Origin of the sequence: Sphingomonas sp. SORGH_AS_0950 (assembly GCF_030818415.1) — a bacterium.
Classification (GTDB): domain Bacteria; phylum Pseudomonadota; class Alphaproteobacteria; order Sphingomonadales; family Sphingomonadaceae; genus Sphingomonas.
The window spans coordinates 3,668,479-3,692,833 of sequence record NZ_JAUTAE010000001.1; the positions used below are offsets into that span (position 1 = coordinate 3,668,479).

Sequence of the window (24,355 nt, forward strand, 5' to 3'; positions counted from 1 at the left end):
GGATTTAAGCCTAGGAAGGAGGCTTGGGGCTATCCCCTGAGCATAGGCTTATGTCCGTGTCCGAAATCATCACCGACGGCGGTCGTCGCCGTCACTGGAGCACGCCTGAGAAGCTGAGGATCGTCGAGGAGACGCTCGATGGTCGCGAGAGCATCTCGGTGGTGGCGCGCCGCAACGGCGTGGCCCCGAACCTGCTGTACCGCTGGCGACGGCTGATGCTGGAAGGCGGGAGCGTCGCGGTCGCCGGTGACGACGACGTGACCAGCAACCGCCAGGTACGCGAGATGGAGACCCGCATCCGCGAACTGGAGCGCCAGCTCGGCCGCAAGACGCTGGAGGTCGAGATCCTGAAGGAGGCGCTGGAGCGCTCACGCCCAAAAAAAGCGAGCTTGCTCATGCACTCGCCGCTGCCGGAGACTATCCGGTGAGCATCGTCGCCAGCACGCTCGGGGTCGGGCGCTCGACGGTGTACGACCGCCTGGCCGGCAGCAGCAAGACGCGCGGGCCGTACGCCAAGGCCCAGGATGCGGCTCTGCTGCCTCGCATCCGCCAAATCGCCGCGCAGCGGCCAACATACGGCTACCGCCGCATCGCGGCGGTCCTCAATCGGCAGCAGCGTGCCGAAGGACTGGCGCCGGTCAATCACAAGCGTGTCTATCGCATCATGGCGGCGGACCGACTGCTGTTGGCGCGGCGCTACACCGAGCGGACCGACTATGGCCATGACGGCGTTGTGGTGACGATCCGCTCCAACGTGCGCTGGTGCTCGGACGGGTTCGAGTTCACCTGCTGGAACGACGAGGTCGTGCGCGGCGCCTTCATCATCGACGCCCACGACCGCGAGATCATCGCCTGGCGCGCGGTCAGTAATGCCGGCATCAGCGGCTCGGACGTGCGCGATATCATGTTGGAAGCTGTCGAAACCCGCTTCGGCGCTGTACGCACGACCACGCCGGTCGAGATGCTGTCCGATAACGGCTCGGCCTATACCGCCCGCGAAACACGCACCTTTGCCAGGCAGCTTGGGCTCAAACCCTGCTTCACGCCTGTCCGCAGCCCGCAATCCAACGGCATCTCCGAAGCCTTCGTGCACACCCTCAAACGCGATTACGTCCGCGTCTCGCCGCTGCCCGATGCATCCTCCGCGTTGACATCGCTGGCCGGGTGGATCGAGGACTACAACGACAACCACCCCCATTCAGGGCTCAAGATGCGTTCACCGCGCGAGCATCGCGCAACGGTTTCTGCAACCGCTTAAATCCGTCCGGTGAAACGGGGGCCAGATCAGGGTCCGCCACAGGGCGAAGATCATTAGCATCGCCCAACGGCTAGGAGCATCTGTCGAAGCGGTGTGGATCGACACGCCGCTTGATGTGGCGATCGAACGAAACGCGGCCCGAACCCCCGACAAGGTAGTACCAACCCCCGCGATCGTCGCCGTCGCACAGCAGTTTGAGGAACCGACGGCAGCGGAAGGCTTCAATCATGTTGCCGTATTCGATGGCGGCCGATGGCTGTAGTAGCTACCCACGCCTTACCAATTGCGAACGACCGACGAGACGCCCGGGCCGTTCCCATTGGGATGGGCAAATGGGAAGGGTTCGATCTTCTCATTATCCCGTAGAGCGAGAAATGTGCGGGGCAAAGGTCAACTGGATGGCGCTTAGACGCTCAAGCTCGCTTTCGCTTTTTCGTTGAAGGGCTGAGCGCTCACAGCGACGTGGCTAGCAAAAGCGCCTTCCCATTTCGATACGACGGCAGCTGCCACGGAGTTCCCGATGATGTTCGTGCCCGATCGTCCCATGTCCAACAGGTGATCGACCGCCAGGACCAGAGCAATCCACCCCTCCGGCAAACCCAGGTAGGTCAGGGTCGCCATGATGACGATCAATGATGCCCTAGGCACCGCAGCGATACCCTTCGATGTGATGAGCAGGAGAAACAGCATCCCGACCTGTTGCCCAACCGTCAAAGACACGCCGTTGGTCTGAAGGATGAACGTGGTCGCAAAGGTGCAGTACATCATCGAGCCGTCGAGATTGAACGAGTAGCCCAAAGGCAGCACGAAACTCGCGATGCGGGGCGGTACGCCAACCGTAGGCAGCGCCGCCAGCAGCTTGGGATAGGCCGCCTCCGAGCTCGCGCAGGAGAAGGAAATGAGCGCGGGCTCGCGGATCGCGGCGAAGAGGCGGATTGCCGCCCGGCCAAGGACGAGCAAGGCCAATCCAAAGAGGATCACCCAGAGCAACGCCAGCGACAGATAGAAGCCACCGACAAATTTGGCATAGGTGAGCAGGATGGGCAGACCTTGGAGGGTCACGGTCGATGCAAGCGACGCGAATATCGCGAACGGCGCGAACTTCATGACGATGTCGGTGACCTTGAGCATGATCGAGGCCGCTTGCTCAACCAACTGCATGACCTGCGGCGCTTTCTGATCGAGCATGGACACCGCCGTGCCGACGAAGATCGCGAAGATCACGATCTGCAGGATCTCATTGCGGGCCATGGCGTCGAAGATCGACGTCGGCACGAGGTGCGTGATGAACGTGTGGAGCGAGAAACTGTCAGTGCTGGGCAGGGGCGGAGCGCCGATCGGGTTGGCCGCATGCAACGTCAGACCGGCTCCCGGCCGAAGCAACTCGACCATCGCCAGCCCCAGCAGCAGCGACAGGATGGACGCCCCCAGAAACCAGCCCATCGTCTTGGCACCGATGCGGCCAACCGCTGCTGCATCCTCCATATGGCCGACGCCTGCGACCAGGGTGGTAAAGACCAGTGGCGCGATGATCATCTTGATCAGCCGCAGGAACAGCTCGGTGACCATCGAAAAACCGGCCGCGGTGCGCGCTGCGTCGCCAGGAGCCAAGCCCAGGTTGCACATCCATCCGACAGCGATGCCTAGGATCATGGCCGCGATGACGAAGCTCGCAAATCGACGATTCATGCGTGTAGTCCCATCGCAAGGGGGATCGGCGACGGAAACGTCGCTGCCGGTGGAGAGGTCAGGAAGCGAGCGCGGCGGTGACGGCGGCACCCAGTTGTTCGACCACCATGTCGATCTGTGCTTCGTTGATGATGAAGGGCGGAGCGAGCAGAACATGGTCGCCGTTCAGACCATCGATCGTGCCCCCCATCGGATAGACCATTAGCCCCCGTGCCATCGCTTCGGCCTTGATGCGGACGTTGATCTTCCGGGCCGGTTCGAAGGGCGCCTTGGTATCGCGGTCGGCGACCAGCTCGACGGCGCGGAACAGGCCACGCCCCCGGATGTCTCCGACGTGCGGATGCTGGCCGAAGCGCGTCTCCAGACCTTGCTGCAAGCGGTCGCCCATCGCCTGGACGTTTGCGAGAAGGGTGTCGCGAGCGATCGTTTCCTGAACGGCTAGCGCCGCTGCCGCAGCCATAGGGTGGCCCATGTAGGTATGCCCATGCTGGAAGAAGCCCGAGCCATTCTCGAACGCCTCGAAGACATGCCTGCCCAGCAAAACTGCGCCGATGGGCTGATACCCGCCTCCCAGCCCCTTCGCGATCGTCAGAAGGTCGGGTGCAACGCCGTCCTGTTCGCAGGCGTGAAGGGTGCCGGTCCGGCCCATGCCGCACATGACCTCGTCAAAGATGAGGAGGACGCCATAGCGGTCGCAGATCTCCCGAATGCGCCGCAGATAATCCGCGACCGGTGGAACCGCGCCGCTGGTCGCGCCGACCACGGGCTCGGCGACGAAGGCGATCACCGTGTCGCCGCCCAGGCGCAGGATTTCGTCCTCGAGCGCCTGTGCCGCTCGCGCCGCATAGTCACCGTCGCTCTCGCCGGGCCGTTGGTAGCGATAGGCGTAACAGGGATCGATGTGATGCGTCTCGATCAGCAGCGGGGAAAATTGCGCGCGACGCCACTCGTTGCCGCCAGTAGCCAAGGCGCCCAGGGTGTTGCCATGGTAGCTTTGCCGCCGGGCGATGATGTGGCGGCGCTGCGGCTCGCCTTTCTCGACGAAATACTGGCGCGCCATCTTCAGCGCCGCCTCGACCGCCTCGGAGCCGCCACTGACTAGATAGACGTGGTTCAGATCGCCGGGCGCATCGGCGACGAGGCGGTCGGCGAGGCGCTCGGCAATCTCGGTGGTGAAGAAGCCCGTATGTGCATAGGGGATCGCATCGAGTTGCGCGCGAAGCGCGTCGAGGACGGCGGGATGTCCGTGGCCCAGACACGATACCGCCGCCCCGCCCGAGGCGTCGATGTAGCGTCGTCCATCGGCGTCGAACAGTTCGACCCCGCGCCCCCCGATAGCGACGGGATAGCCGGCCTTGATGGAACGGTGAAGAAGATGGGTCATAGCGACTTGCGGCGCCTTTTGTTGTCGAGATGGGTGTCGAAGGCAGCAAGCTGTCCTTCGGTTCGTCGCAGGGCTGCGAGGGCTTTCTCGCCACCCCGTCCCGTCACCAGCGCGGCGAGAATCTCTGCTGCTGCCAATGCCGGCGTCATCGTGTGTAGAAAGGACGGACTTGCGGTCTCGATGCGGATCAGTTGACAGGCGGCCTCTGCAACGGGCGCGACCGGGCTATCGGTGATGGCGATGACCTTCAGGCCCCGCGCCACGGCATGATCGACGATCTCGACGCTGGCGCGGGTGTAGGGCTGCACGCTGACCGCCAGGAGCACGTCGTCTGCGGACATGTACCGGAGCATGTCGATGCCAGTGGCACCGCTGCCATCCAGCAGATGCACATCGTCCTGCACCAGCGACAGAATATAGTGGAAATGCCAAGCGACAGGGAAGGACGACCGCATGCCCAGGCAATAGATCCGCCTTGCGTCCGATAGCGTAGCGGCTGCAGCGGTGAACTGGTCAAGGGTTGCTATACCGGTCAGGTTTTTCAGCTGGGCCGCGGTGCTGACCGCCATTTGCGCTGCGAGAGCCTGGTCGCCATCGAGTTTCTGCTTCTCGACCTGTTCGTCGGCGCGGCGAGAGAATCCCAGCCCGCCGTCGCGCATGGCCGCAGCATAGACGTCGCGAAAGGCGTCGTATCCGTCGAAGCCCAGATATTTGGCAAGCCGCGTCATGGTCGCTGGTTTCACATCGGCCTGCCGGGCCATTTCCCGCATCGACAGCAACGCGACCTCGCGGGGGCGGTCGAGCATGAACCGGGCCGCCACTTGAAGCTGGCCCGACATGCCATCGAACGCCTCGATGATACGATCCTGCAAAGGGTTATTCATCACCGGTCCGATCCTCTGCCTAAGCTCTGAATCGGGCCTGTATCCTAGGGTTGGTAAATGATCCATTTGATTCAACGACGAAGGGCGGAAGCGCGCGACGGTATACTCGCCGAGCGATCGTTACCGCGCATGCAACGCGCCCTGCCCCAGGGCGGGGATCACCATGTGATCCCGACCCGGGCGTAGACATACCGGCCATTGAAGCCGAAGGGCGAATAGCTGGAATAGGCGATGGCCCCGGTGGAGTTCACGGCGGCCGGTGTCTGATCGGGATAGGCATCGAGCAGGTTCTGGGCACCGAGCGCGAAAGTGAAATGGTCGCCCGCCTTGAAGCGGCCTTCCAGATCGAGCAGCGCATGCGTTCCCGTCTCATAGTCGAGCGCCGCGGACGTCTGCGGTACCAACACCGAGCCATAGATATTCAACCGGGCGGTCGCGGAGAACGGCCCGGCGTTCGACCAATCGGTGCCAAGGACATATTTCTGCCGGGGCGTTCCCTTCTCGAATGTCAACTGGTTGACCCGGGCGAAGAGCGCCGGCGGGACCGGCAGCGACGACAGCTGGTTGGTTGTTGGCAGCTTGTCGATCTTGGTGTCGTTAAGGTTGATCGCGGCGTTGAGATCGAAGCGCCCCAAGCCATTGGTATCAAACCGATAGCGCGCGACGATGTCCACACCCTTGGTCGTGGTGTCGACGCCGTTAATGAAGAAACGCCCCCCGCCATAGGTCTGGGTCGATCCGGTCGAGTTGAGGAGGTTGTAGATCGCGACCGCGGTCGCAGACGCCCCCGGCGTGCCCGGCGCCGAACCAAGGATGTTTTCGGACAGGACGATGCGGTCCCTGATCTTGATGTGATAGGCATCGACGGTCAGTTCGAAGCCGCCGGTGTGGAAGACGAAGCCCGCCGACAGGTTGGTCGACTTTTCGGGCTTCAGAGGCTGCGAGCCCAGCGCTCGCGCAACCGGATCAGCCACGGGGAAGGTCACCACGTCAACCGGTGTGCTGACTCCGTTGATGACGAGGAAGTTGATCGCGGTCGACGTGAAGAATTGTTGCTGCAGGCTCGGCGCGCGGAAGCCGGTCGAAACGGCGCCGCGGATCGCGAATGCGGGAGCGAAGTCATAGCGTGCCGCGACCTTGCCGGTCGCGGTCGATCCGAAATCGGCATAATGCTCGTACCGTCCGGCGACATCGATATCGAAGCCGGTGAACAGCGGTGCATCGAGATCGGCATACAGGCTGTAGCTGTTACGATGCCGGTCGACTTCATTGCTTGGACGGAAACCCGGGAAAAGCTGCGCGCCGGCGGCGCGACCGCCGCCACGATCAGGGCCATACACATATGAGTTCAGTTCACCGGCCTCGATCGCATAGCCTTCGCGGCGGAATTGCGCGCCGAACGCCAGCGCGAGCGGCTTGTCGAGCCCGATCTCGATCGGCCTGACCACATCCAGCCCTGCAGTGAGCTGATCGTAAGACAAGGCTCCGGAATCGAAGTTGCGGGGAGATGAGGCCCCGAGCGAGCCGTTGAGGGAGTTGAGCGTCGAGAAGTGGAGACGGTTCTTGCCATAGGTCACGTTGGCGTTGACGTTGAACCCGGACACGTCACCCTTGATGCCGCCGCCCACGGTGAAATCGTCGATTGTCGTGCCGATGAGTGGCAGAAACCCGCCCGGGACGATCGGTCGGCCAGTCGCGATGTTCGTGTTGTTGATGTTGTTCTCGAGCCGCGGAAAGCCGGCGGACTCCGAATAGCGATGCTGGTATGCGCCGAGCCCATAGAGATCGAGATCGGACGTCAGCGGAATGCCGGCATTGATGACGACAGCCTCGCTCTCGACTTCCGGGTCTCCAAAGCGCGACGTGATGCGCGGCGTGGTCACCCGCGGATCCAGATCGCCGCGACTGGTCGGCTCGCGCTTGATGTACTCGGCCGAAACCGTGACGAAGCCCTCCGCCCCGATGCCGAAGCCCTGCCACCCCGCTACGCTATAGTTGGCGCCGTCATTGCGGTGATAGCCGTTCGGGATGCGCGCGGTCTTCACGTCGGTCGAATAGACGCCAATGCTGGAGGTGATACCGCCCCCTGATCGCGCTTCGCGCAGCCGCAGGTTGACGACGCCCGCAATGGCGTCCGAGCCATATTGCGCCGAGGCGCCATCCCGAAGCACCTCGACGGTATCAAGGGCAATGACCGGAATGGTGTTGAGGTCGACGGCCGAGGATCCTCGGCCGATCGAACCGTTGACGTTGACCAGCGCCGAGGAATGCTGTCGCACCCCATTCAAGAGCACCAGCGTCTGATCGGGTGCAAGACCACGAAGCGTCGCGGGACGAACGCTGTCCGTTCCGTCGGTAATCGCAGGTCTCGGAAATGTGATGGAAGGTGCGACATTGGCCAGCGCAGCGCCGAGTTCCGGCGTGCCCTGACGTGTCAACGTGGACGCGCCGATGACGTCAACCGGCGCCAGGGTCTCGAGGCGGCTGCGACCAACGCGCGATCCGGTGACAACGATGTCGCCGAGCGCGGGCGGCTTGGCGGCTTCGGTTTCAGCGACCTCGTCCGGGGCTACACCCACGGGTGCAATCTGAGCGGTTGCAGGCATCGCAGACAGCGAAAGCAAACAAGCCGAGGCGAGCAGCGTCGAACGATATGCCATGAACCAGTTCCCCCGATAGGCGAAGGGCGGAATGCTTTCCTGACCTTCTTCGCAACCAGACTGTCGCGCTTTTCACGGAAACGCAACACATGAATCACTATACCTAGAAATGAGCCATATGCTTCATTTTTGGGCATCGTGACAGTTTGGCGGGCAGGCTGCGATTCCATTTTAAGCCTTTGCTTTACATAGATTTCAGAGTTAGAAAGCGAGTTTGCCTGCGAGGGCGGTGCACAGTTTTTTGGCACATTACTCACGGTTGCCGTCTGGAAACACGTGGATCATACCGCCGTCATGCGAATCACTTTGATCCATGCTCTACGATCGTCTCCACCCCCGATCGAAGATGCGTTCGCCCGCCTCTGGCCGCGGGCCGAGTTGCGGTCCTTGCTGGATGATGGCCTGTCCGCCGAACTGTCGCGGACGGGGTTGCTTGATGATCGTATGACCGAGCGGTTCCTCGCACTGGGCCGATATGCGGCGGCCGATCGACCCGATGCGATCCTGTTCACATGCTCCGCGTTCGGGCCCTGTATTGATGCGGTGCGGGCAGAGGTGGCGCCGATACCGGTACGCAAGCCCAACGATGCCATGATCGCTCAAGCAGCTCGCATAGGAGGTCGGGTAGCGCTGGTGGCCTGGTTTGCACCGACGCTTGCGTCCATGCCGGCAGAGTTTCCGGATGGCGTCGAGATCGTCCCGGTGTTTGTGGAAGGTGCGCAAGCGGCTCACCTTGCTGGTGACTATACCGAGCATGATCGCCTTGTCGCCGAAGCTGTGGCCGCGATCGATGTTGACGTGGTGGCGTTGGCGCAGTTCAGTATTGCCAGGTCAGCCCCGGAGATCCGAAAGCGTACCTCAAAGCCGGTACTGACCACACCGGATATGGCCGTCATCGAATTGCGAGACACCCTAATCCACGCAGCTTGATACAGCAGGTCACCCACGGCTGAGATTGCGCACGGTCGGAGCTAATACGGAAAAGGATACGGAGACAGTTCGCAAGTTTGTCGCGATTGAAAAAGGCCAGCGAGGCGGCAGCGGCTTTCCCATTAGGAACGGCCAGCGAGACGTGCGGGCGTTCTCAGAATCGATGGTGAAATGGCAGAGGGTGTGATCTTCTTGGTCAGTCGCACCGTACCTGAGCAACAAACTCCGACGCGCCGCCATTTATCCAAAAACTCTCTGTAGTCGTATCGAGAAAGCGTCGAAACAGCTCACGCGCCTCCCGCTGCCGGACCCCGGCAATGACTTCCAGCGGTCGGGATAAATGGCGTGGCGGTGTTGGTGTCACCTCAGCCGCAGCGCATCCGCCATAGGGATCGGACATAGCGTAAACCAAGCGCCGGATAGGTAGATGCCGTAAAGTCCCCCAACACATGATGCAGGGCTCAAGCGTCGTGTAGAGACTGATCGGGTCAGCGCGCGTGTAGCGGTAGTCGCCAGAGAATACCTGACGAAAAACAACCATTTCAGCGTGATCGAGGTGGTTCGATTCCATCCCTTTACGTCCACGCCCGAGGAGCGTCCCATCTGATGCTAGGACAGCGCCAACAGGCAGATAGCCCTCAGCCAAGGCTGAGCGGGCTTCATCTAATGCCATCCCCATCATCGTTTCATCTTGATCCATGCTTCCGAGTAGCACGGCGGCAGTAGACAGCCGAGGCTATTCTCGATCGGGAAGGTTGGGCAAGACGGCTGGGACATTCCCATTGGGATGCTGTTTTGAGAGACTATTGATCGGCGGAAATACGAACGATCAACTTACCGAAATTTCGCCCCCGCAGCAGGTCGATAAAGGCCGAGGGCGCGTTTTCCAGCCCGTCCACCACGTCTTCGCGGTAGCGAAGACGCCCGTCGGCAATCCATTCCGCTGCTTGTCGATAGAAACCAGGCCGTTGATCAGCGAACTCGCGCTGAATGAAGCCGCGGATCGTCAGGCTCTTGCTCAAAACATCCCGCATCAGCGTCGGCAGTCGGTCACGGGGACCAGCGGCACCGGGGCGATCATTGTAATGGGCGATCAGGCCGCACACCGGCACTCTGGCGAACGAATTAAGCAGCGGGAAGACCGCATCCCAGACCGCCCCGCCTACATTCTCGAAATAGACGTCGATGCCGTTCGAGCAGGCAGCGGCCAGTTGTTCGGCAAAGTCCGGAGCGCGGTGATCGATCGCAGCATCGAAGCCGAGTTCGTCACGGACGAACGCGCATTTCTCGGGACCACCGGCGATCCCCACCGCCCGCGCACCCTTGATACGGGCGATCTGCCCGACGGCAGACCCGACGGCCCCACTTGCAGCCGCGACGACGACCGTCTCACCGATTTGCGGACGGCCGATATTGAGAAGACCGGCATACGCCGTGAAGCCTGGCATCCCAAGGACGCCGAGCGCCGTGGTGATGGGCGCGGCTTTAGGGTCGAGCTTGCGCAGGCCGACGCCATCGGAGAGCGCAAAGCTTTGCCAACCGGAATGCGACAAGACGATATCCCCCTCGGTGTAATCAGGATGGCGAGAGGCGATGACGCGCGCGACGGTTCCGCCCTCCATGACCTCGCCGATCTCAACGGGGGCGGCGTAGGACTTGGCGGCGCTCATCCGTCCCCGCATATATGGATCGAGCGACAGATAAAGGATTTGCAGGAGTAGCTGTCCGTGTCCCGGCTCGGGGACGCTGGCCGTGCTGACCTCGAAATTCCGTGCCTGCGGCTCTCCGTCTGGACGTGAGGCGAGGAGGATGCGCTGGTTTGTGCGGTCGGCCATGGATCGGTTCCTTGCGGGTCGCTTGAAGGTAAGCGAGCGCGCGACGGACCTGCAGCAAGCTTTTCCTTTCCGGCTTTCAATCGACATTGCGGCACCGTCGCGGAGCATGGAGCGTCGGCATCGCAAAGCGACCAAGACGGCGCCGCGACCGTCTTGCAATGAAACGGCCAGCGAGGCGGGAAGCCGTCTTGTTGGGATGGTCGATCGGGAATCGCGCGGCGTTCTCAAATTCATGGCTAGCTGGGTTTTTGAGAAGCGAGGACGGCATCGCTGGCGATGGTTCGCAAGGCTCGCTCGCCGCGTGCCCGGTCACTTTCACCCTCGGTCGGCAGTACAGGCAGGTCGGGCATGACGCCCGCCTCCTCGTTCGTGCCGTCCGCCCTTAGCCTCATGCAGTTCGGCACGCGGAAGCGTAGACGCGAGTGGTGGAGGACGATCGGGGCGTCCTCCGTCATGAAGCCGCACCCGTCACCGCCCGTCCGGTCGCCGACAAGCTTGCCGATCCGATTGTCCTGCATCACGGCCGCGAACATCTCGGCGGACGAATAGGACCGCTTGTCGACGATGATATAGGCTGGGCCTGTCCAACTGCCGTAGAATTGCCGAACGGTCGAGGCCGAGGACAGCGCGGCCGCTGGGTTGGGGTCGCTATAGGCGTTGCGGGGCAAACCGGCGGAATAGCCCCCGGCATAGCCGGCGGGCAACAGTCGGTTGCAGTTCGACGGCGACCAGACCCGCTGCTCCCGCCAGACCCATGACAGGTCGCAGCGCTGCCAACCGATCGCGGCGGTCTGCCGCGAGAAAAAGGCACGCGCACCGGCCAGCGCGGTCTTGGCATCACGCGACCGGGTGGCTGCGAGCGCTTCATCGATGTCGCCAATCTCTTCCGCGAAATAGCGCGCGGCGATCGGTGCGTCGGCCATCATCAGGAGCGCGGATCGCACGCGGCGGTCGGTCAGGAAGGCGGGGCGTCCAGTCCCCGCTATCATCACCGCCGCTGTCGTTGCCGATGTCGATCGCCAAGGTCGTCGCTCCGGCCTGACGCAGTGTCTCGACCGTATCATCGGACGATGTCTGCAATTGGGTGTTCCGGCATTGGCACGAAAGCTTCGCGGGCCAACCGCAACGTCACGGTCTCGGCGCTCATCGCCTTCTCATATACGAGCGGCCAGCCAGCCGCTATCAACTGACGCCCTGTTCAACCGGCTCATGATATCAGAGTTTGCAATCGTGTTTAATCTCGCCTCCCGGCCTGCCCGCGTCCTTATCCTGGTGGCTTTGCTAGTTGCGATCTTTGCTCCTGTCAGCATTCCATACCGCATCCTCGTGTTGGCAGCGGCAGCAGCCGGACTGATCTATGCTGAGACGGGAGGCTTGGCCGCGCTCGGCCTGCGGCGCCGTCGCTGGCGGGATACAGCAGGCTGGGCAGTGTTGCTGGCGATCAGCAGCATCCTTATCGGTGAATTCGTGCAGCCGGCCATTGCGCAGTTGCTAGGTACCCCGATCGACTACAGCGCGTATGGCGCGCTGGCGGGCAACGCCGATGCGGCGACGCGCCTGCTGATTTTTGCGCTCACCAGCGCCGCTATCGGTGAAGAGATCGTATTTCGCGGTTTCCTGGTGAGGCAGCTGACAGAGCTCCTGGGCGAAAGAGCCTGGCGTAGCCCATTGGTGGTGGCGATCAGTGCCTTGGTCTTTGGGGCCGCCCACGGGCCGCAGGGCTCCGTCGGAATCATCACTACCGGCATCGTCGGCGCCTTGTATGCGGCAGCGTACTTACGAAATGGGCGCAATCTATGGGCGCTGATGCTGGCGCATGCCTGCACGGATAGTTACGGCATCGCAATGCTCTATTTCGGGCGATACGCCTAGCTCAGCGCCGACCCGTTCAACCGTCTCGATGGGGAACGGCCAGTGAGACTGCGCGAGCGTTCTCGGAATCGATCCTGATGGGAATGCGGCGGCCGTCTGAATCGCCGTTCCCGGTCGGGAGCTGCTGAGCGGCAGATGCGGCGTTGCCCATGTTGCAGCTAAGAAAGTAAGCTGCCTCATGGTGAAACGAACCGGCCCCACGCCGGCGGAGGCGCTGACGATCGCCGAAGCCGTGTTCCATACCCGCTACGATGGCGCGGCCTTTGCCTATGCGGCAGGGTCAATCATGCGCGGGGAAGGCACGTACCTGTCCGACATAGACTTGGTTGTCGTGTTCGATCGCCTCGACGCCGCGCGGCGGGAGTCCTTCACCGTCGATGGCGTGCCGATCGAGGCGTTTGTTCACGACCCCGAAACGCTGGCATGGTTCGTCAGCGAGGACGTGGCGCGGGGCCGCCCCAGCATCCTCAATATGATTGTAGAAGGTAAGATAGTCGGTCCTGGTCAGGAGCGGGCTGAAGCTCTGCGCGCTGAAGTAGCGGCTCGGTTAAGGAGCGGACCGCTGCCGTTTTCAGCCGCAACGTTGAACGGGCTACGATATGAGATCACGGACGCGGTGGACGATCTTCGCGGCGATCGAACGGCGCAGGAACTGTTGGCGATAGGAGCCATGCTCCATCCCAAGCTCGTGGAACTCGCCCTGCGTGGCCGTCGCCGTTGGAACGGGACGGGCAAATGGGCTCCACGCCTGCTGACGAGTATCGATGCCGATCTTGCGAGCCGGTTCGACGGTGCTTTTCGAGCGCTGTTCACAAAGGGCGATGCTGGTCCCGTGATTGCTCTTGCGGAAGCCGAACTAGCTCCACACGGCGGCACGCTCTTTGACGGGGATCGTCGGGATGCGCCTGCATCATGGCGTGTCGCTTAGAAGAAGCGCTTTCCCGAAACTCGATCGCAATGGGAATGCCTGCGCCGTCTCGCAGGCCGTTCCCAATGGGAACACCGTAATGTCATTTAGCCGCCAAAACCTGTATGGCTGGCGGGATGGAAGAACGGTCAGGCTCCACGACAAACTTCGCCTACCGGACCTATGACGCCGGTAGCCATATCCTACCGCATTTCCATACCGCCCCGAGCCTGACGATCGTCCTGGGCGGCGGCTATGAAGAGACGATCGGTGGCCGATCCGGGATGGAGACGCGGGGTAGCGCGCTCGTCTGCCCCGCCGGCATCCCTCATGCCCAGCAGTTCGGTGCACGGGGCGCGCGCAAGATCATTGTCACCCCCTCCGGCGATCTGCTCGACTATCTTATGGGCACGATGCCGTTCCAGTCGGCGCCGGTCGCCCGCTCGACGGTGATCGACAGGCTGGCGGCACGCATGGATACGGAGCGGCACACAAACGATAGTTTTTCCCGTGGCGCGATCGAGGGCCTGATCTGGCAAGCCTCGGCCGAGCTGGGGCGAGGCCTTGCCGGCGCATCGGTGCCGGCCTCGACGATCGTTCGCCGTGCGCTGGCGCTGATCGATTCGGCGGACGGCGAACCGCTGTCGGTGGCGGATATCGCGCGGTACGTCGATTGCCATCCGGCGACGCTGACCCGCGCCTTCCGCCGGGAGCATGGCTGCACGCCCGCCGCCTATCAGCGCGATGTGCGCGTGAGGAGGGCGGCCAGCATGATCCGGACGACAATACTGCCGATCGCGGTCATCGCGACGAGCTGCGGCTTTTGCGACCAGGCGCACCTCGCCCGATCCTTCCGGGCGGTGCTGGGCTGCTCCCCTTCCGAATATCGCCAGCGCGCGTAACATCCTCGTCGCGCGTGTCGTACAAGCCGGGGCGCAACGGGCTCGGTATGACGGTGCATCCTGTACACCTCCGACGGATCGTCCATGCGCATCATCCCGCTGCTCGTCCTGAACCTGTTCGCCACCGCCCTATCCGCTGCCGCCCCTTTCGACCGGGCGGCGTGGCAACAGGACTATGCCCAGCTCAAGGGCGAACTGCTCGACCGCTACGTCAACCTTGCCTGGAAAGCGTCCGGCGCCGACGGGGTCGACCTGCCCGCCCTCGATCGCAAGACGATGGCCGCACTGGCTTCCGCCAGCAACGACACGGAGGCGGCGAACGCCATCCGCGCCTTCATCGCCGGTTTCCATGACGGGCATTTGTCCGAACTGCCCTATCTCGCCATCGCCTCGACGCCCGCCACCGAACCGGACAAGGCCACGCTCGATCCAGTCGAGCCGATCGCAGGGTGCGCGGCGCTAGGTTATGCCTCGACCGGACCGGTCGCCTTCTCGTTGCCGCTGGAAAGCCTTCCCGGCTTCCGGCTGATGTCGGACGGGCTCGGCTCGACCTTCCGAAGCGGCCTCGTCATGCGATCGAAGGTCACGATCGGCGTCGTCCGCATCCAGAACTTCCGCGCCCGCGCTTTTCCCATGGCCTGTCTCCACGCTTGGGCCGACTTGCGGCAGGCGGGCACTCCGATCACGCCGGACGCGGTTCGCGATGCCACGCGCTTGCGATGGTTCAAGGACATAGCGGCTGTGATCGGGACGCTGCGCCGGGCCGGAGCGACGACCCTGGTGATCGACATCGGCAATGACAGCGGCGGTGACGATAGCGGCGACTGGACGCCCCGCCTCCTGACCGACCACCCGGTGCGATCCGCCCGCCTGATGATGGCGGACGCACCGATCGCCGCGCGCTATTTCGCGGAAGAGATCGGCGACATCGATGAAGCGTTCTCGGCCGCCCGGTCGCGCGATGCCAAGACCGCGCTAGCCGATGCGCGCGCCTTCTTCTACCGCCAGACCGCCGCAATCGGTCGACATCGCTGCGACCTGTCATGGGTCTGGCGCGAGCAGCGGAAGTGGTCACCGTCGAACTGCAACCGGCTGCTGCCCGCTGGCTATGCCGGGGGCTATTCGCCCGGCCTGCCGGGCGACGTCTATAGCGACGCCAACGCAGCGGCCGCGCTGTCCTCAGCCGCGACCGTTCGACAATTCTACGGCAGTTGGACAGGGGCGACCTATGTCATCGCCGACAAGCGGTCCTATTCGTCCGCCGAGATGTTCGCGGCCGTGATGCAGGATAATCGGATCGCCAAGCTCGTCGGCGACCGGACGGGCGGTGACGGGTGCGGCTTCATGACGGAGGACGATCCGATCGTCCTCCACCACTCGCGCCTACGCTTCCGGGTGCCGAACTGCATGAGGCTAAGGGCGGACGGTACGAACGAGGAGGCGGGCATGGCGCCCGACCTGCCCGTTCTGCCGACCGAGGGCGAAAGCGACCGGGCGCGCGGCGAGCGAGCCTTGCGAACCATCGCCAGCGATGCCGCCCTCGCTTCTCAAAAGCCCAGCTAGCCATGAATTTGAGAACGCCGCGCGATCCCCGATCGACCATCCCGATGGGGATGCGCCAACCGTCTCGCTGGCCGTTCGCAATCGGAAATGGCTTTTCCAGATAAGTTCACTTGACGGGTGGCCTTCGATCGACCTCATGGCCATTCTTCCAGATCGCCACGATATGCTGAACGGCCGATATTTCCTTCGTGGGGTCGCCATCGACCAGAAGCAGATCCGCCTTCAGCCCCGGCGCGATGCGGCCACGATCCGTCGTGCCGAAGAATCGCGCGGGTGCCGACGTCGCGGATACCAGCGCCTGGGTCGGTGTAAGACCCGCATCCACGAGCAGTTGCAGTTCGATGTAGAGCGATGGCCCGAAGGCGGTCGTGGGGTTCGGCGTGTCGGTGCCGGCAATCATGGTCACGCCGCTCTGAATAAGGCGCGCGACGTTGGCGCGCGCTATGGCGAAATCCTGAGGCCGTGCCCGCTTCCAATCGAGCGTCAACATGCTGCGCTGCGTCGGGGACAGGTACGGCGCGACCAGCGGGTCGGCCGCCAGCTTTCGGGCATAGTCGGCGCCCGCCAGCCCCGCATAGGTCGCCAGCGTGGCGGTCTGTGCCACGCCCTTTTCCCGCATCTTCGCGATCAGGGTGTCATCCATCGGCGCATCGCACACCGCATGTTCCAGCGCGTTGACGCCCGATGCGACAGCTATGCGGGCGTCGGCGAGTTTCTGTATATGAACGACCACCAGCTTGCCGGTCGCCTTGGCGGCGGCGATGACCTGGGCGAAACGTTCAGGAGAGAAGGCGGGCAAAGTCGGCGGCTTGCTCCCGCGGGCTCCATCATCCTGCAGGATCTTGAGATAATCCGATCCCGCCACGATCCGGGCCCGCATGAAGGCGGCCGCATCCGCGCCACCGGCCAGGGTCGGCAATGGCGGAGACTGATTCCCTCCCATCTCGGTAGGATGGCCGCCGGGCGGGGTTGCGCCGATCCCGGCCGTGAAGGTGTCCGCCTCGGTCACGGGCGCGTCCGACCGGCGTTGCGCGCGCCAGCGGGCGATGGTGGCACGGTCGGCGTCGGAATACATGTCGAAGACCGTCGTCACGCCGAACCGCAAGGCGTCGGCCTGTGCGCCGGGAAAGACGTGGACATGTCCGTCCATCAGTCCTGGCAAGAGGGTACGGCCCCGCGCCTCGACCAGCTTGGCACCGGCTGGTCCCTTCAGCCTGCGCCCAACCGCTGCTATCCTGCCATTCTCGACCAGGACGTCGCGCCGACCGAGCATATGCGTCCCGTCGAACACGCGCGCGTCGCGGATCAGCAGCGGTCGGTCCGCCGCCGCCGCAGGAACCGCCATGACGGACAGCGTCATGCCGATACACCATTGTCTCCACCGCATTTCATTCCTCCATGCTGCGCCGGGGAGGACAATCGATCGACACGCCATGCGGCAAGGGGATAGGCCCGAACGGTGATTGTGATGGCGTGAGCCGTGCCGGACGCGGTCAGCGGGCGCGCAAGGCCAGTTGGCGCGTGAGGTCGGAGCGGAAGGTTCGACTGAGTGGAACGACGCTGCCGTCCAGCAAGGTGATATCGCCATCGCTGTTGCGCCGATCCGTGATCGACACGATCCGGTCGAGCCTCACCAGCGTCGAGCGGTGCACGCGAACGAAGTCGGGACCCAACCGAGCGATCAGCTCGGTGATGGGAGTGCGAAGCAAATGTACCTCCCCGGCGGCATGGACGCACAGATAATGGCCTGCGGCGTCGACCCGTTCGATGGAGTCGAGCGGGACGAAGCTGGTACGACCGCCATCGCGTATTTCGAGGAAGGGGTTGGGCGCCGAAGGAGCGGCTGCATTCATGGCACGACGAACGCGATCAAGGGCGCGGGCGACATCCTCGGGCGTGCCGGGCTTAAGCAGATAGTCGAGTGCTTCCACGCCAAAGGCAGGCAACGCGAAATCGGGAAACGCCGTCAGGAAGATGATCGCGGGCCGAGGCGGCAGGATCGCCTCGGCCAAGCTCAACCCCGTGCCGTCCGGCAAGGCCATGTCAAGGAAGATGAGATGCGGCCGGTGTTGCTCGATCAGCTGCCGCGCCTCCGCGACCGTCCCGGCCGCCCCGATCACGCGAACATCCGCGTGTTGTGCCAGCAGACGCACGAGCGCGTCACGCGCCAGCGGCACATCCTCGACGATCAGCGTGTCGATCATGCCGCCGATTTCGCCTCGACCGACGCTGGAAGGCTCAGTTCCGCGACGAACTGCTCGGCCGCGATCATCGTCCGTAATTCGGCCTTCCCGCCATAAAGGGCGGCGAGACGCTCCCGGACATTGGCGAGACCTGAACCGGTCCCACGCGACGGGCGGATGATGGCGGGCATCGTATTTTCAACGCGGATATGGAGCAGGCCGTCATCGACCTGGGCCAGGATGGCCAACCGACCTTGCCCGAGTGAGTTGAGCGCATGGACAAGGGCATTCTCGATCAGCGGTTGCAGGATCGCCGTCGGGATGAGTTCCCGCCAGGCGTCGGGTGACACGCGGACGTGGAAATCGAGCTTCCCGGGTATCAACAGGCGGTGGAGTTCGACATGGTCCTTCGCCATCGCGATCTCATCGCCAAGGCCATGATGCTCGTCCGCGATCAACGTCCCTCTCAGGATATCGGCCAGTCCGGCAATGGCGCGTTGGGTGCCGTCCGGATCGCGGTGCGCCAGTTCGCCGATCGCGGTCAGAGCGTTGAACAGGAAGTGGGGGCCGATCCGGGCACGAAGCGCCTCAAGCCGCGCATCGGCGCGCATCTTCTCGCGCTCCCTCGACCGCTCCGTCCAGATCAGAACCTGCCCGATGCCGACAATTGCGACATAGATCGGCACCGAGAAGAACGACGTAATCGCGGTTCCCCGCACGAGTTGGGTGAACGCGGGCGCTTCGCTTGCATGTATCGTCCACGCCACGCCCTGCTGGAGCAACAATCCTGACGCGGTGGCGAAAGGGATGGTGGCGATCCCGAGCAGGGCCAGCATCGCCAAGGAACGTCCATTGCGACCGGTGCCGAGCGGCGCAAGCGCACTCGCGCGCAACGTTGCCGGGGTCAGCAGCGCCCATGGCGTGAAGAACAGGACCATGGTGGCAAGCGTGACAGGCAAGGCCTTCCAATCGCCCGCCTTATCCAACAACCAGACGGCTGGGGTATAGCAGCACGCGGCGATGCACCAGGCCACGCCGATTGTCCGCCACGCCCGGAAATCCTTAATCGATGGGTTCGATTTGATCATCATCGCCCACCACTTTTACCTCCGTGATAGGTGATTTGACAGCTGGTCGGGATGGAACAGGAACGTCCCCTTGAGAGATGATGATCGGTCGCCGCTTGCAATTACGAGAGCACAGCGAGATGGTCAGGTCATTCCCATTTCTCGATCCCATCGGGAAAGGGGCGTCGAAAGCCCGAGCGCCTGCGTCAACCGTTCAGCACCGCAGCCAGAGGCGAAATCTCGGTCTGCGTGAACACAGTGATGCCGTGCTGGCGCAGGAGGGCGGCAGTCACACCCTCGCCATCAATCCTCCGGCCCTTGAAGGTGCCGTCATAGATGAAGCTGCCCCCGCACGATGGGCTGCCATCGGTCAGGAGCGCGTATCTGCAATCGTGTCGGAGAGCATGTGCGAGGGCGATCCGCGCCCCGTCGAGATAAGCTTCGGTCACGTCGTTGCCATCCGCCTCGACGATGTAGCCGCCGCGCTGAATCACCGCTGCGCCGCTCTCCCCATTCGCTATCTCCGCTGGTGGTCGGGGCGTCGGTAATCCAGCCATCACCTCCGGGCAGACCGATACGACACGGCCTTCGCTCACCCAGCGATCCAGCAGCGCATCCTCCAGTGTCTTCGCCGAACCATTGTATCGCACCGGCCTGGCCAAGAGACAGGCGCTGACCAGCACCTTGGCGAGCGTCATGCGCCTGCCGTCAGTGCAGAAAACAACGGCAGGACATGGTCCCTCGTCAGTGTAGCAAGTGGCATCCCCTCCGCCGTCGCCTTATCCGCCCAGATGGCCTCTTCGATTTCAAGGCTGGGTGCCGGATCATGTGCGGTTCGGACATGGAACAGCTCTGCCTGGACCGATCGCCCCGGTTCGTTTGCAGCCGGGGCGGTAAAGCAGCCCAGATGCTGGGCCGTAACATCCTTGATGGAGAGGCCAATCTCCTCGTGCAGTTCGCGGCAGAGGGCGTCGAGCGGACTTTCCCCCGCCTCGATCTTTCCGCCAGCCTGCAGGAACCACTTGGTGCCGGCCTTGCGGACCAGAAGTGTTCGGCCTTGGCCATCATCGATCAGGGCGGCAGCTATTCGAATGAGCGTGGCTTCTGGCATAGACCGTTCATTGCGCTCGCGGATAGAAACGGCAAGCACCGCGGGCGGGCCGGCTTTCCCATTTCAGCATGAGACCGTCCGAAAACGCGGATCATGATTCCCGTGCGCATCGCGGCGGTGTAATCGTCTGGCATGGCGTACATCGAGGGACATGCTCGGAACCAGGCGCTGCTGCTGCCGGCGTCGGTCGAGGACTATGTGGCGGCGGACAACCCGGTGCGGTTCATCGACGCCTTCGTCGACGACCTCGATCTGGGCGGTTCCGGTTTCCAGCGCGCACGGCCGAAGGCGACGGGACGGCCGGGTTACGATCCGGCCGATATGCTCAAGCTGTATCTGTACGGCTATCTCAACCGGGTGCGGTCGAGCCGGCGCCTGGCGATGGAGGCGACGCGCAATCTCGAACTGATCTGGCTGCTGCGCGGGGTGCGGCCGGACTTCCGGACCATCGCCGACTTCCGTCGCGAAAACCGGGCTGCGTTCAAGGCGGTGTTCCGCGCCTTCGTGATACTGTGCCGCAAGCTGGATTTGTTCGGGCGCGAGTTGCTGGCGGTGGACGGCACGCGGCTGAAGGCGGTGAACAGCCGGGCGCGCAACTTCAGCCGCGAGCGGTTGGCAACGTATCTCGCTTCGACCGATGCGCGACTGGAGCGCTACCTGGCCGAACTCGACGAGATCGACCGCGGTGAGGATGGTGCCGGCACCGGTCGCGGCGAGGCGCTGGCGACCAAGATCGCGCGGCTGCGTGAGCAGCGCCAGGCGAGCGCAGCGTTGCTGGGCCAGTTGCAGGACAGCGGCGAAGGGCAGATCTCGCTCACCGATCCCGATGCGCGCCTCATGGTCGCGCATTCGAAAGTCACGGTCGGCTACAATGCCCAGGTGGCAGTCGACGCCAAACATAGCCTGATCGTCGAACAGCACGTCACCAATGCCTGCAACGACATGGGCCTGCTGGCACCCACCGCCGGTGCGGCGATGGAGGCACTCGGGGTCGAGCGGATCGATGCGGTCGCCGACATGGGATATCACGCGGGCGACGATATCGTCGCATCCGAGGCGGCCGGCATCACGCCCTACATCCCCCGCCCGCATCGTGGCACCGCGGCCGGCAACGGCCTCTTTCCCAAGGAGCGGTTCCGCTACGATCCCGAGGCCGACGTCTATCACTGCCCCGGCGGACAGGTGCTGGACACGCGCTACGCCTCGGTGACGCGCGGGCATCTGTCGGTCCAGTATTCCAGCCCCGCGGCGTGTGCCGGCTGCCAGATCAAGGCACGTTGCACCAAGGGGCGCTGGCGGCGCGTCAATCGCGGCGAGCACGAGGCGGTCATCGAGCGCATGGCGGCACGCCTCGCGGAACGGCCCGGCATCCTCGCCATCCGCAAGTCCACGGTCGAACACCCGTTCGGCTCGATCAAGCAGTGGATGAACCAGGGCGCGTTCCTCATGCGCGGGCTGGAGAAGGTGCGTGCCGAGTTCAGTCTGACGGCGCTCGCCTACAATCTCAGGCGCGCCATCACCCTCATCGGCGTGCCGGGACTGATCCGAGCGGTGCAGATGTGAGCCACATCGCTGAACACGCCATCGTCATGTCCTGGACAGCGGGTAGGATGCATATCCCGGCCGCACGGCGCACATAGAGGCAAGATCCCGGTTCTTGCGCCAGTTCGCCAAGAGGAACCCCTGCAGCTCCCACAGCCAGCGAGTTTTCGGACGGTCTGCCATCCCAATGGGAATGCGCCGACCGTCTCGCTGGCCGTTCCTAATCGGGCAAAACAGTTGCCAGCGCAGATAGCTGGGGTGGCCAAGTCGTGCTTTACCGTTCGACCCGATCGCGGCACAAACCTAAAAAAAGGGGCGCGTCGTGAAGAATAGGACACTTGTTGCTGCCGGATTAATGGCGAGCTTCGTGGCACCTTCCGCTTCCGCGCCGGCGGGAGTGCCGGTGCCGGTGGTAAGCGCGAGGGCAGCATCGCAGGCGGTTTCCGACCAAGACATCGCGCGTTTCTGGGCAGCATTCGACGCCATCAACGCAGTGAGCGATCCAGCCGAACGGCTTCGACTGATTCAGACCCTCTATATCGATCCCGGCACGCCGGGCCTGCACGCGCTGATGGCCGCCAGGCGTTACACGGCGCAGCAATATGTAGACGCGATCGTCAACTGGCCGAATTTCTGGCGGTCCGTCCGGCCTTTGACAGCACGCTCGCGGCAGGCGGTCACGAGCCTGAACGATGACGTAGCTCGGTTCCGCCGCCTCTATCCGGAGCTGCGTCCAGCTTCCATCACCTATGCGATCGGCGTGTTGCGCACCGGCGGCACGACTACCGGAGACAAGGTGCTGATCGGCGCCGAACTGGCGCTAGGCGACGAGACAGTCGACGTGTCCGAGCTGCCTGCACCGCTGCGCACGCGCCTCGGCGTCTTCTTCGCGTCCCGCCCATTCGCGAACAACGCCCAGAACAACATTCATGAATATGTGCATACCCAACAGCAGGAAACGCAGGGGAGTTTGGCGCAGCAGGTGCTACGCGAAGGTGTAGCGGAACTGGTGGCAGAACTCATCACCCACCGAAAGCCGGCGCTGCCTGTCTATATATACGGCCCGACGCATGATGCGGCCATCCGGCAGCGTTTTATGGCCGAAATGCAGGCAGATAATTACGATAACTGGCTCTGGAACAGCGCAAGCAATCCGTTTGGGGTGAGCGACGTTGGTTACTATGTCGGATATCGAATAGCGCGAAGCTATTTTGACGCAGCCCGGGACAAGCGGCGCGCCGTGCGGGAACTTATCGAACTGCGCTATGACGATCCGGCAGCGGTGCATGCGCTGATCGATCGTTCAGGCTATCTTGTTTCGCGGTGACGACGAAGGTCGCTTTCCCAAAATACCATCCCAACGGGAACGTCACGATCGCCTCGCTGGCCGTTCGATTTCGGGAAGTAGCCGCTTGCGCGGATGCCGGTCCCAGTTAACCTGTGTCATCGCAGCTCGACTGATTCCACCAGCGGGTCGCACCCTCAAAATTGGAGACAGTAATTTGCCGCGCTTTCGGTTTGTCGTGCCGTCGCTCCTTGCACTTGGTTTGGCCGGAGCAGCTTGCGGTCAGGCGACCAAAAGCGACGCGCCGCCAGATAAGAGGATTGAAGTTCCGAAGGTCGAGAAGAAGGGGGTTTGGCAACCTACAGCCGGCGGAAAGCAAATTCCTTTGTGGTCGCCGGATATCCCCCTGCTGAAACCGGACACGGGCGACGAAGCTGAAGGAACGGGAAATGGATCGCCACTCGTAGGCGGTAGGAAATGGCATTGGGCAAGCTATGTCACCCGACCGACGATGACGATCTACAAGCCCAAAGGACGAAACACTGGCGCGACAATGCTGGTGCTGCCGGGTGGAGGATTCTATGCGGTAGCAACGGATTTGGAAGGCACGGAAATCTGCGATTGGGTCGTTACGAAGGGCATGACATGCGTCATGCTGAAATATCGAACACCGCAAGTTTGGCCTAAGGTAAATGGGCGTCAGAAACGACCGGACGTACTGCTAGGCTTGGAAGACGCGCAACGCGCTATGGGCCTGCTGCGTAGTCAAGCCACGTCGTATAGGATCGATCCGCATAAGATTGGCGTCATCGGCTTTTCGGCCGGCGCGTACCTCGTAACAAACATGAGCAACGACTACGAAAGAACATATCCTGTCCGGGATGCAGCGGATCGGGTGTCACCACGTCCCGATTTTGCGATCGTTGCCTATACGGCCCGTGTATTGGACACCAGCAAGGGCAAGAACGAACTGGAGCTTGCCCCCTGGGTAAAGATCAATCGTGAGGCACCCCCGACGCTCATCATCCACGCGATGAACGACCCGACCGACAACATTCGGCAACCGATGGCCTACGCGCTGGCGCTCAACGATGCCGGTGTTCCTGTTGACATGCGCCTCTACGCGAAGGGAGGGCATGCGTTCGGAATGCGACCAACTGCTCACCCGATCACAAAGGAATGGCCGGGGCAGGTCGAGCAATGGTTGCGTAACATCGGCGTGCTGTAACCACATGGTAATTTAGAGGGGCGCGCTCCAAGATGGGATCGCGCCCCATTCCCGA

The 24,355-nt window shown here is 63.1% G+C and carries 22 protein-coding genes; 10 read left to right on the forward strand and 12 right to left on the reverse strand.

The window, feature by feature from the left end; genetic code table 11:
* The first annotated feature begins 50 nt into the window (after positions 1 to 50).
* Positions 51 to 1,258, forward strand: a protein-coding gene (locus QE385_RS16700; RefSeq protein ID WP_307103753.1) for an IS3 family transposase whose coding sequence is annotated in 2 segments (ribosomal slippage) — positions 51 to 375 and positions 375 to 1,258 — 1,209 coding nt in all. Because the reading frame shifts where the segments join, the coding sequence is not laid out codon by codon here.
* Between the two features lie 25 nt (positions 1,259 to 1,283).
* Positions 1,284 to 1,520, forward strand: a complete 237-nt coding sequence (locus QE385_RS16705; protein WP_307104786.1) for an AAA family ATPase — start codon at positions 1,284 to 1,286, stop codon at positions 1,518 to 1,520.
* Positions 1,521 to 1,663: 143 nt separating this feature from the next.
* Here the strand turns inward: QE385_RS16705 and QE385_RS16710 are convergent, their stop codons facing one another.
* The 4 genes from QE385_RS16710 to QE385_RS16725 all read right to left on the reverse strand — a co-directional run bounded on the left by QE385_RS16710 (position 1,664) and on the right by QE385_RS16725 (position 7,875).
* Entirely contained in the window at positions 1,664 to 2,947 is a 1,284-nt protein-coding gene (locus tag QE385_RS16710; protein ID WP_307103755.1) for a dicarboxylate/amino acid:cation symporter, read from the reverse strand.
* Positions 2,948 to 3,005: 58 nt separating this feature from the next.
* Complete coding sequence (locus QE385_RS16715; protein ID WP_307103757.1) at positions 3,006 to 4,331, reverse strand: aspartate aminotransferase family protein; 1,326 nt, start codon at positions 4,329 to 4,331, stop codon at positions 3,006 to 3,008.
* The gene (locus QE385_RS16720; protein WP_307104788.1) at positions 4,328 to 5,215 is read right to left on the reverse strand and encodes a MurR/RpiR family transcriptional regulator; all 888 of its coding nucleotides are present in this window, start codon (positions 5,213 to 5,215) and stop codon (positions 4,328 to 4,330) included. Before QE385_RS16720 ends, QE385_RS16715 begins: the two co-directional genes overlap by 4 nt.
* Positions 5,216 to 5,373: 158 nt before the next feature.
* A complete protein-coding gene (locus tag QE385_RS16725) occupies positions 5,374 to 7,875 on the reverse strand; it encodes a TonB-dependent siderophore receptor (protein WP_307103759.1) in 2,502 nt (833 codons plus the stop codon).
* 276 nt (positions 7,876 to 8,151) lie between these two features.
* On the opposite strand from QE385_RS16725, the gene QE385_RS16730 reads away from it, so the two are divergent.
* Positions 8,152 to 8,805 carry an arylsulfatase gene (locus QE385_RS16730; protein ID WP_307103760.1) on the forward strand — a complete coding sequence of 218 codons (654 nt, stop codon included), beginning with the start codon at positions 8,152 to 8,154 and terminating at the stop codon, positions 8,803 to 8,805.
* A gap of 196 nt (positions 8,806 to 9,001) precedes the next feature.
* On the opposite strand, the gene QE385_RS16735 is transcribed toward QE385_RS16730, so the two are convergent.
* The 3 genes from QE385_RS16735 to QE385_RS16745 all read right to left on the reverse strand — a co-directional run bounded on the left by QE385_RS16735 (position 9,002) and on the right by QE385_RS16745 (position 11,629).
* On the reverse strand, positions 9,002 to 9,505 hold the full coding sequence (locus QE385_RS16735) for a nucleoside deaminase (protein ID WP_307103762.1): 504 nt from the start codon (positions 9,503 to 9,505) through the stop codon (positions 9,002 to 9,004).
* A 103-nt stretch (positions 9,506 to 9,608) separates the two neighbouring features.
* Positions 9,609 to 10,640, reverse strand: a complete 1,032-nt coding sequence (locus tag QE385_RS16740) for an NADP-dependent oxidoreductase (protein ID WP_307103763.1) — start codon at positions 10,638 to 10,640, stop codon at positions 9,609 to 9,611.
* A 236-nt stretch (positions 10,641 to 10,876) separates the two neighbouring features.
* Entirely contained in the window at positions 10,877 to 11,629 is a 753-nt protein-coding gene (locus QE385_RS16745) for a S41 family peptidase (protein WP_307103765.1), read from the reverse strand.
* 241 nt (positions 11,630 to 11,870) lie between these two features.
* On the opposite strand from QE385_RS16745, the gene QE385_RS16750 reads away from it, so the two are divergent.
* From QE385_RS16750 to QE385_RS16765, 4 genes are all read left to right on the forward strand, one after another.
* Positions 11,871 to 12,512, forward strand: a complete 642-nt coding sequence (locus QE385_RS16750; protein ID WP_307103767.1) for a CPBP family intramembrane glutamic endopeptidase — start codon at positions 11,871 to 11,873, stop codon at positions 12,510 to 12,512.
* Between the two features lie 178 nt (positions 12,513 to 12,690).
* Positions 12,691 to 13,440, forward strand: coding sequence for a nucleotidyltransferase domain-containing protein (locus QE385_RS16755; protein ID WP_307103769.1), 750 nt, complete (start codon positions 12,691 to 12,693; stop codon positions 13,438 to 13,440).
* A gap of 116 nt (positions 13,441 to 13,556) precedes the next feature.
* On the forward strand, positions 13,557 to 14,321 hold the full coding sequence (locus tag QE385_RS16760) for an AraC family transcriptional regulator (RefSeq protein WP_307103771.1): 765 nt from the start codon (positions 13,557 to 13,559) through the stop codon (positions 14,319 to 14,321).
* Positions 14,322 to 14,405: 84 nt separating this feature from the next.
* Positions 14,406 to 15,884, forward strand: coding sequence for a S41 family peptidase (locus tag QE385_RS16765; RefSeq protein WP_307103773.1), 1,479 nt, complete (start codon positions 14,406 to 14,408; stop codon positions 15,882 to 15,884).
* A 106-nt stretch (positions 15,885 to 15,990) separates the two neighbouring features.
* On the opposite strand, the gene QE385_RS16770 is transcribed toward QE385_RS16765, so the two are convergent.
* The 5 genes from QE385_RS16770 to QE385_RS16790 form a co-directional block, all read right to left on the reverse strand.
* Entirely contained in the window at positions 15,991 to 17,244 is a 1,254-nt protein-coding gene (locus QE385_RS16770; RefSeq protein WP_307103774.1) for an amidohydrolase family protein, read from the reverse strand.
* A 133-nt stretch (positions 17,245 to 17,377) separates the two neighbouring features.
* The gene (locus QE385_RS16775; protein WP_307103777.1) at positions 17,378 to 18,088 is read right to left on the reverse strand and encodes a LytTR family DNA-binding domain-containing protein; all 711 of its coding nucleotides are present in this window, start codon (positions 18,086 to 18,088) and stop codon (positions 17,378 to 17,380) included.
* A complete protein-coding gene (locus QE385_RS16780) occupies positions 18,085 to 19,158 on the reverse strand; it encodes a sensor histidine kinase (RefSeq protein ID WP_307103779.1) in 1,074 nt (357 codons plus the stop codon). The genes QE385_RS16775 and QE385_RS16780 overlap by 4 nt, the downstream gene beginning before the upstream one ends.
* A gap of 182 nt (positions 19,159 to 19,340) precedes the next feature.
* Positions 19,341 to 19,832 carry a DUF523 domain-containing protein gene (locus QE385_RS16785; protein ID WP_307103781.1) on the reverse strand — a complete coding sequence of 164 codons (492 nt, stop codon included), beginning with the start codon at positions 19,830 to 19,832 and terminating at the stop codon, positions 19,341 to 19,343.
* Entirely contained in the window at positions 19,829 to 20,245 is a 417-nt protein-coding gene (locus tag QE385_RS16790) for an NUDIX domain-containing protein (protein ID WP_307103783.1), read from the reverse strand. The genes QE385_RS16785 and QE385_RS16790 overlap by 4 nt, the downstream gene beginning before the upstream one ends.
* A gap of 132 nt (positions 20,246 to 20,377) precedes the next feature.
* Here QE385_RS16790 and QE385_RS16795 point away from each other — a divergent pair, with 132 nt between their 5' ends.
* From QE385_RS16795 to QE385_RS16805, 3 genes are all read left to right on the forward strand, one after another.
* Positions 20,378 to 21,808, forward strand: coding sequence for an IS1182 family transposase (locus QE385_RS16795; RefSeq protein WP_307103522.1), 1,431 nt, complete (start codon positions 20,378 to 20,380; stop codon positions 21,806 to 21,808).
* A 301-nt stretch (positions 21,809 to 22,109) separates the two neighbouring features.
* Positions 22,110 to 23,114, forward strand: a complete 1,005-nt coding sequence (locus tag QE385_RS16800) for a hypothetical protein (protein ID WP_307103785.1) — start codon at positions 22,110 to 22,112, stop codon at positions 23,112 to 23,114.
* Between the two features lie 175 nt (positions 23,115 to 23,289).
* Complete coding sequence (locus QE385_RS16805) at positions 23,290 to 24,300, forward strand: alpha/beta hydrolase (protein WP_307103786.1); 1,011 nt, start codon at positions 23,290 to 23,292, stop codon at positions 24,298 to 24,300.
* Positions 24,301 to 24,355: the final 55 nt, after the last annotated feature.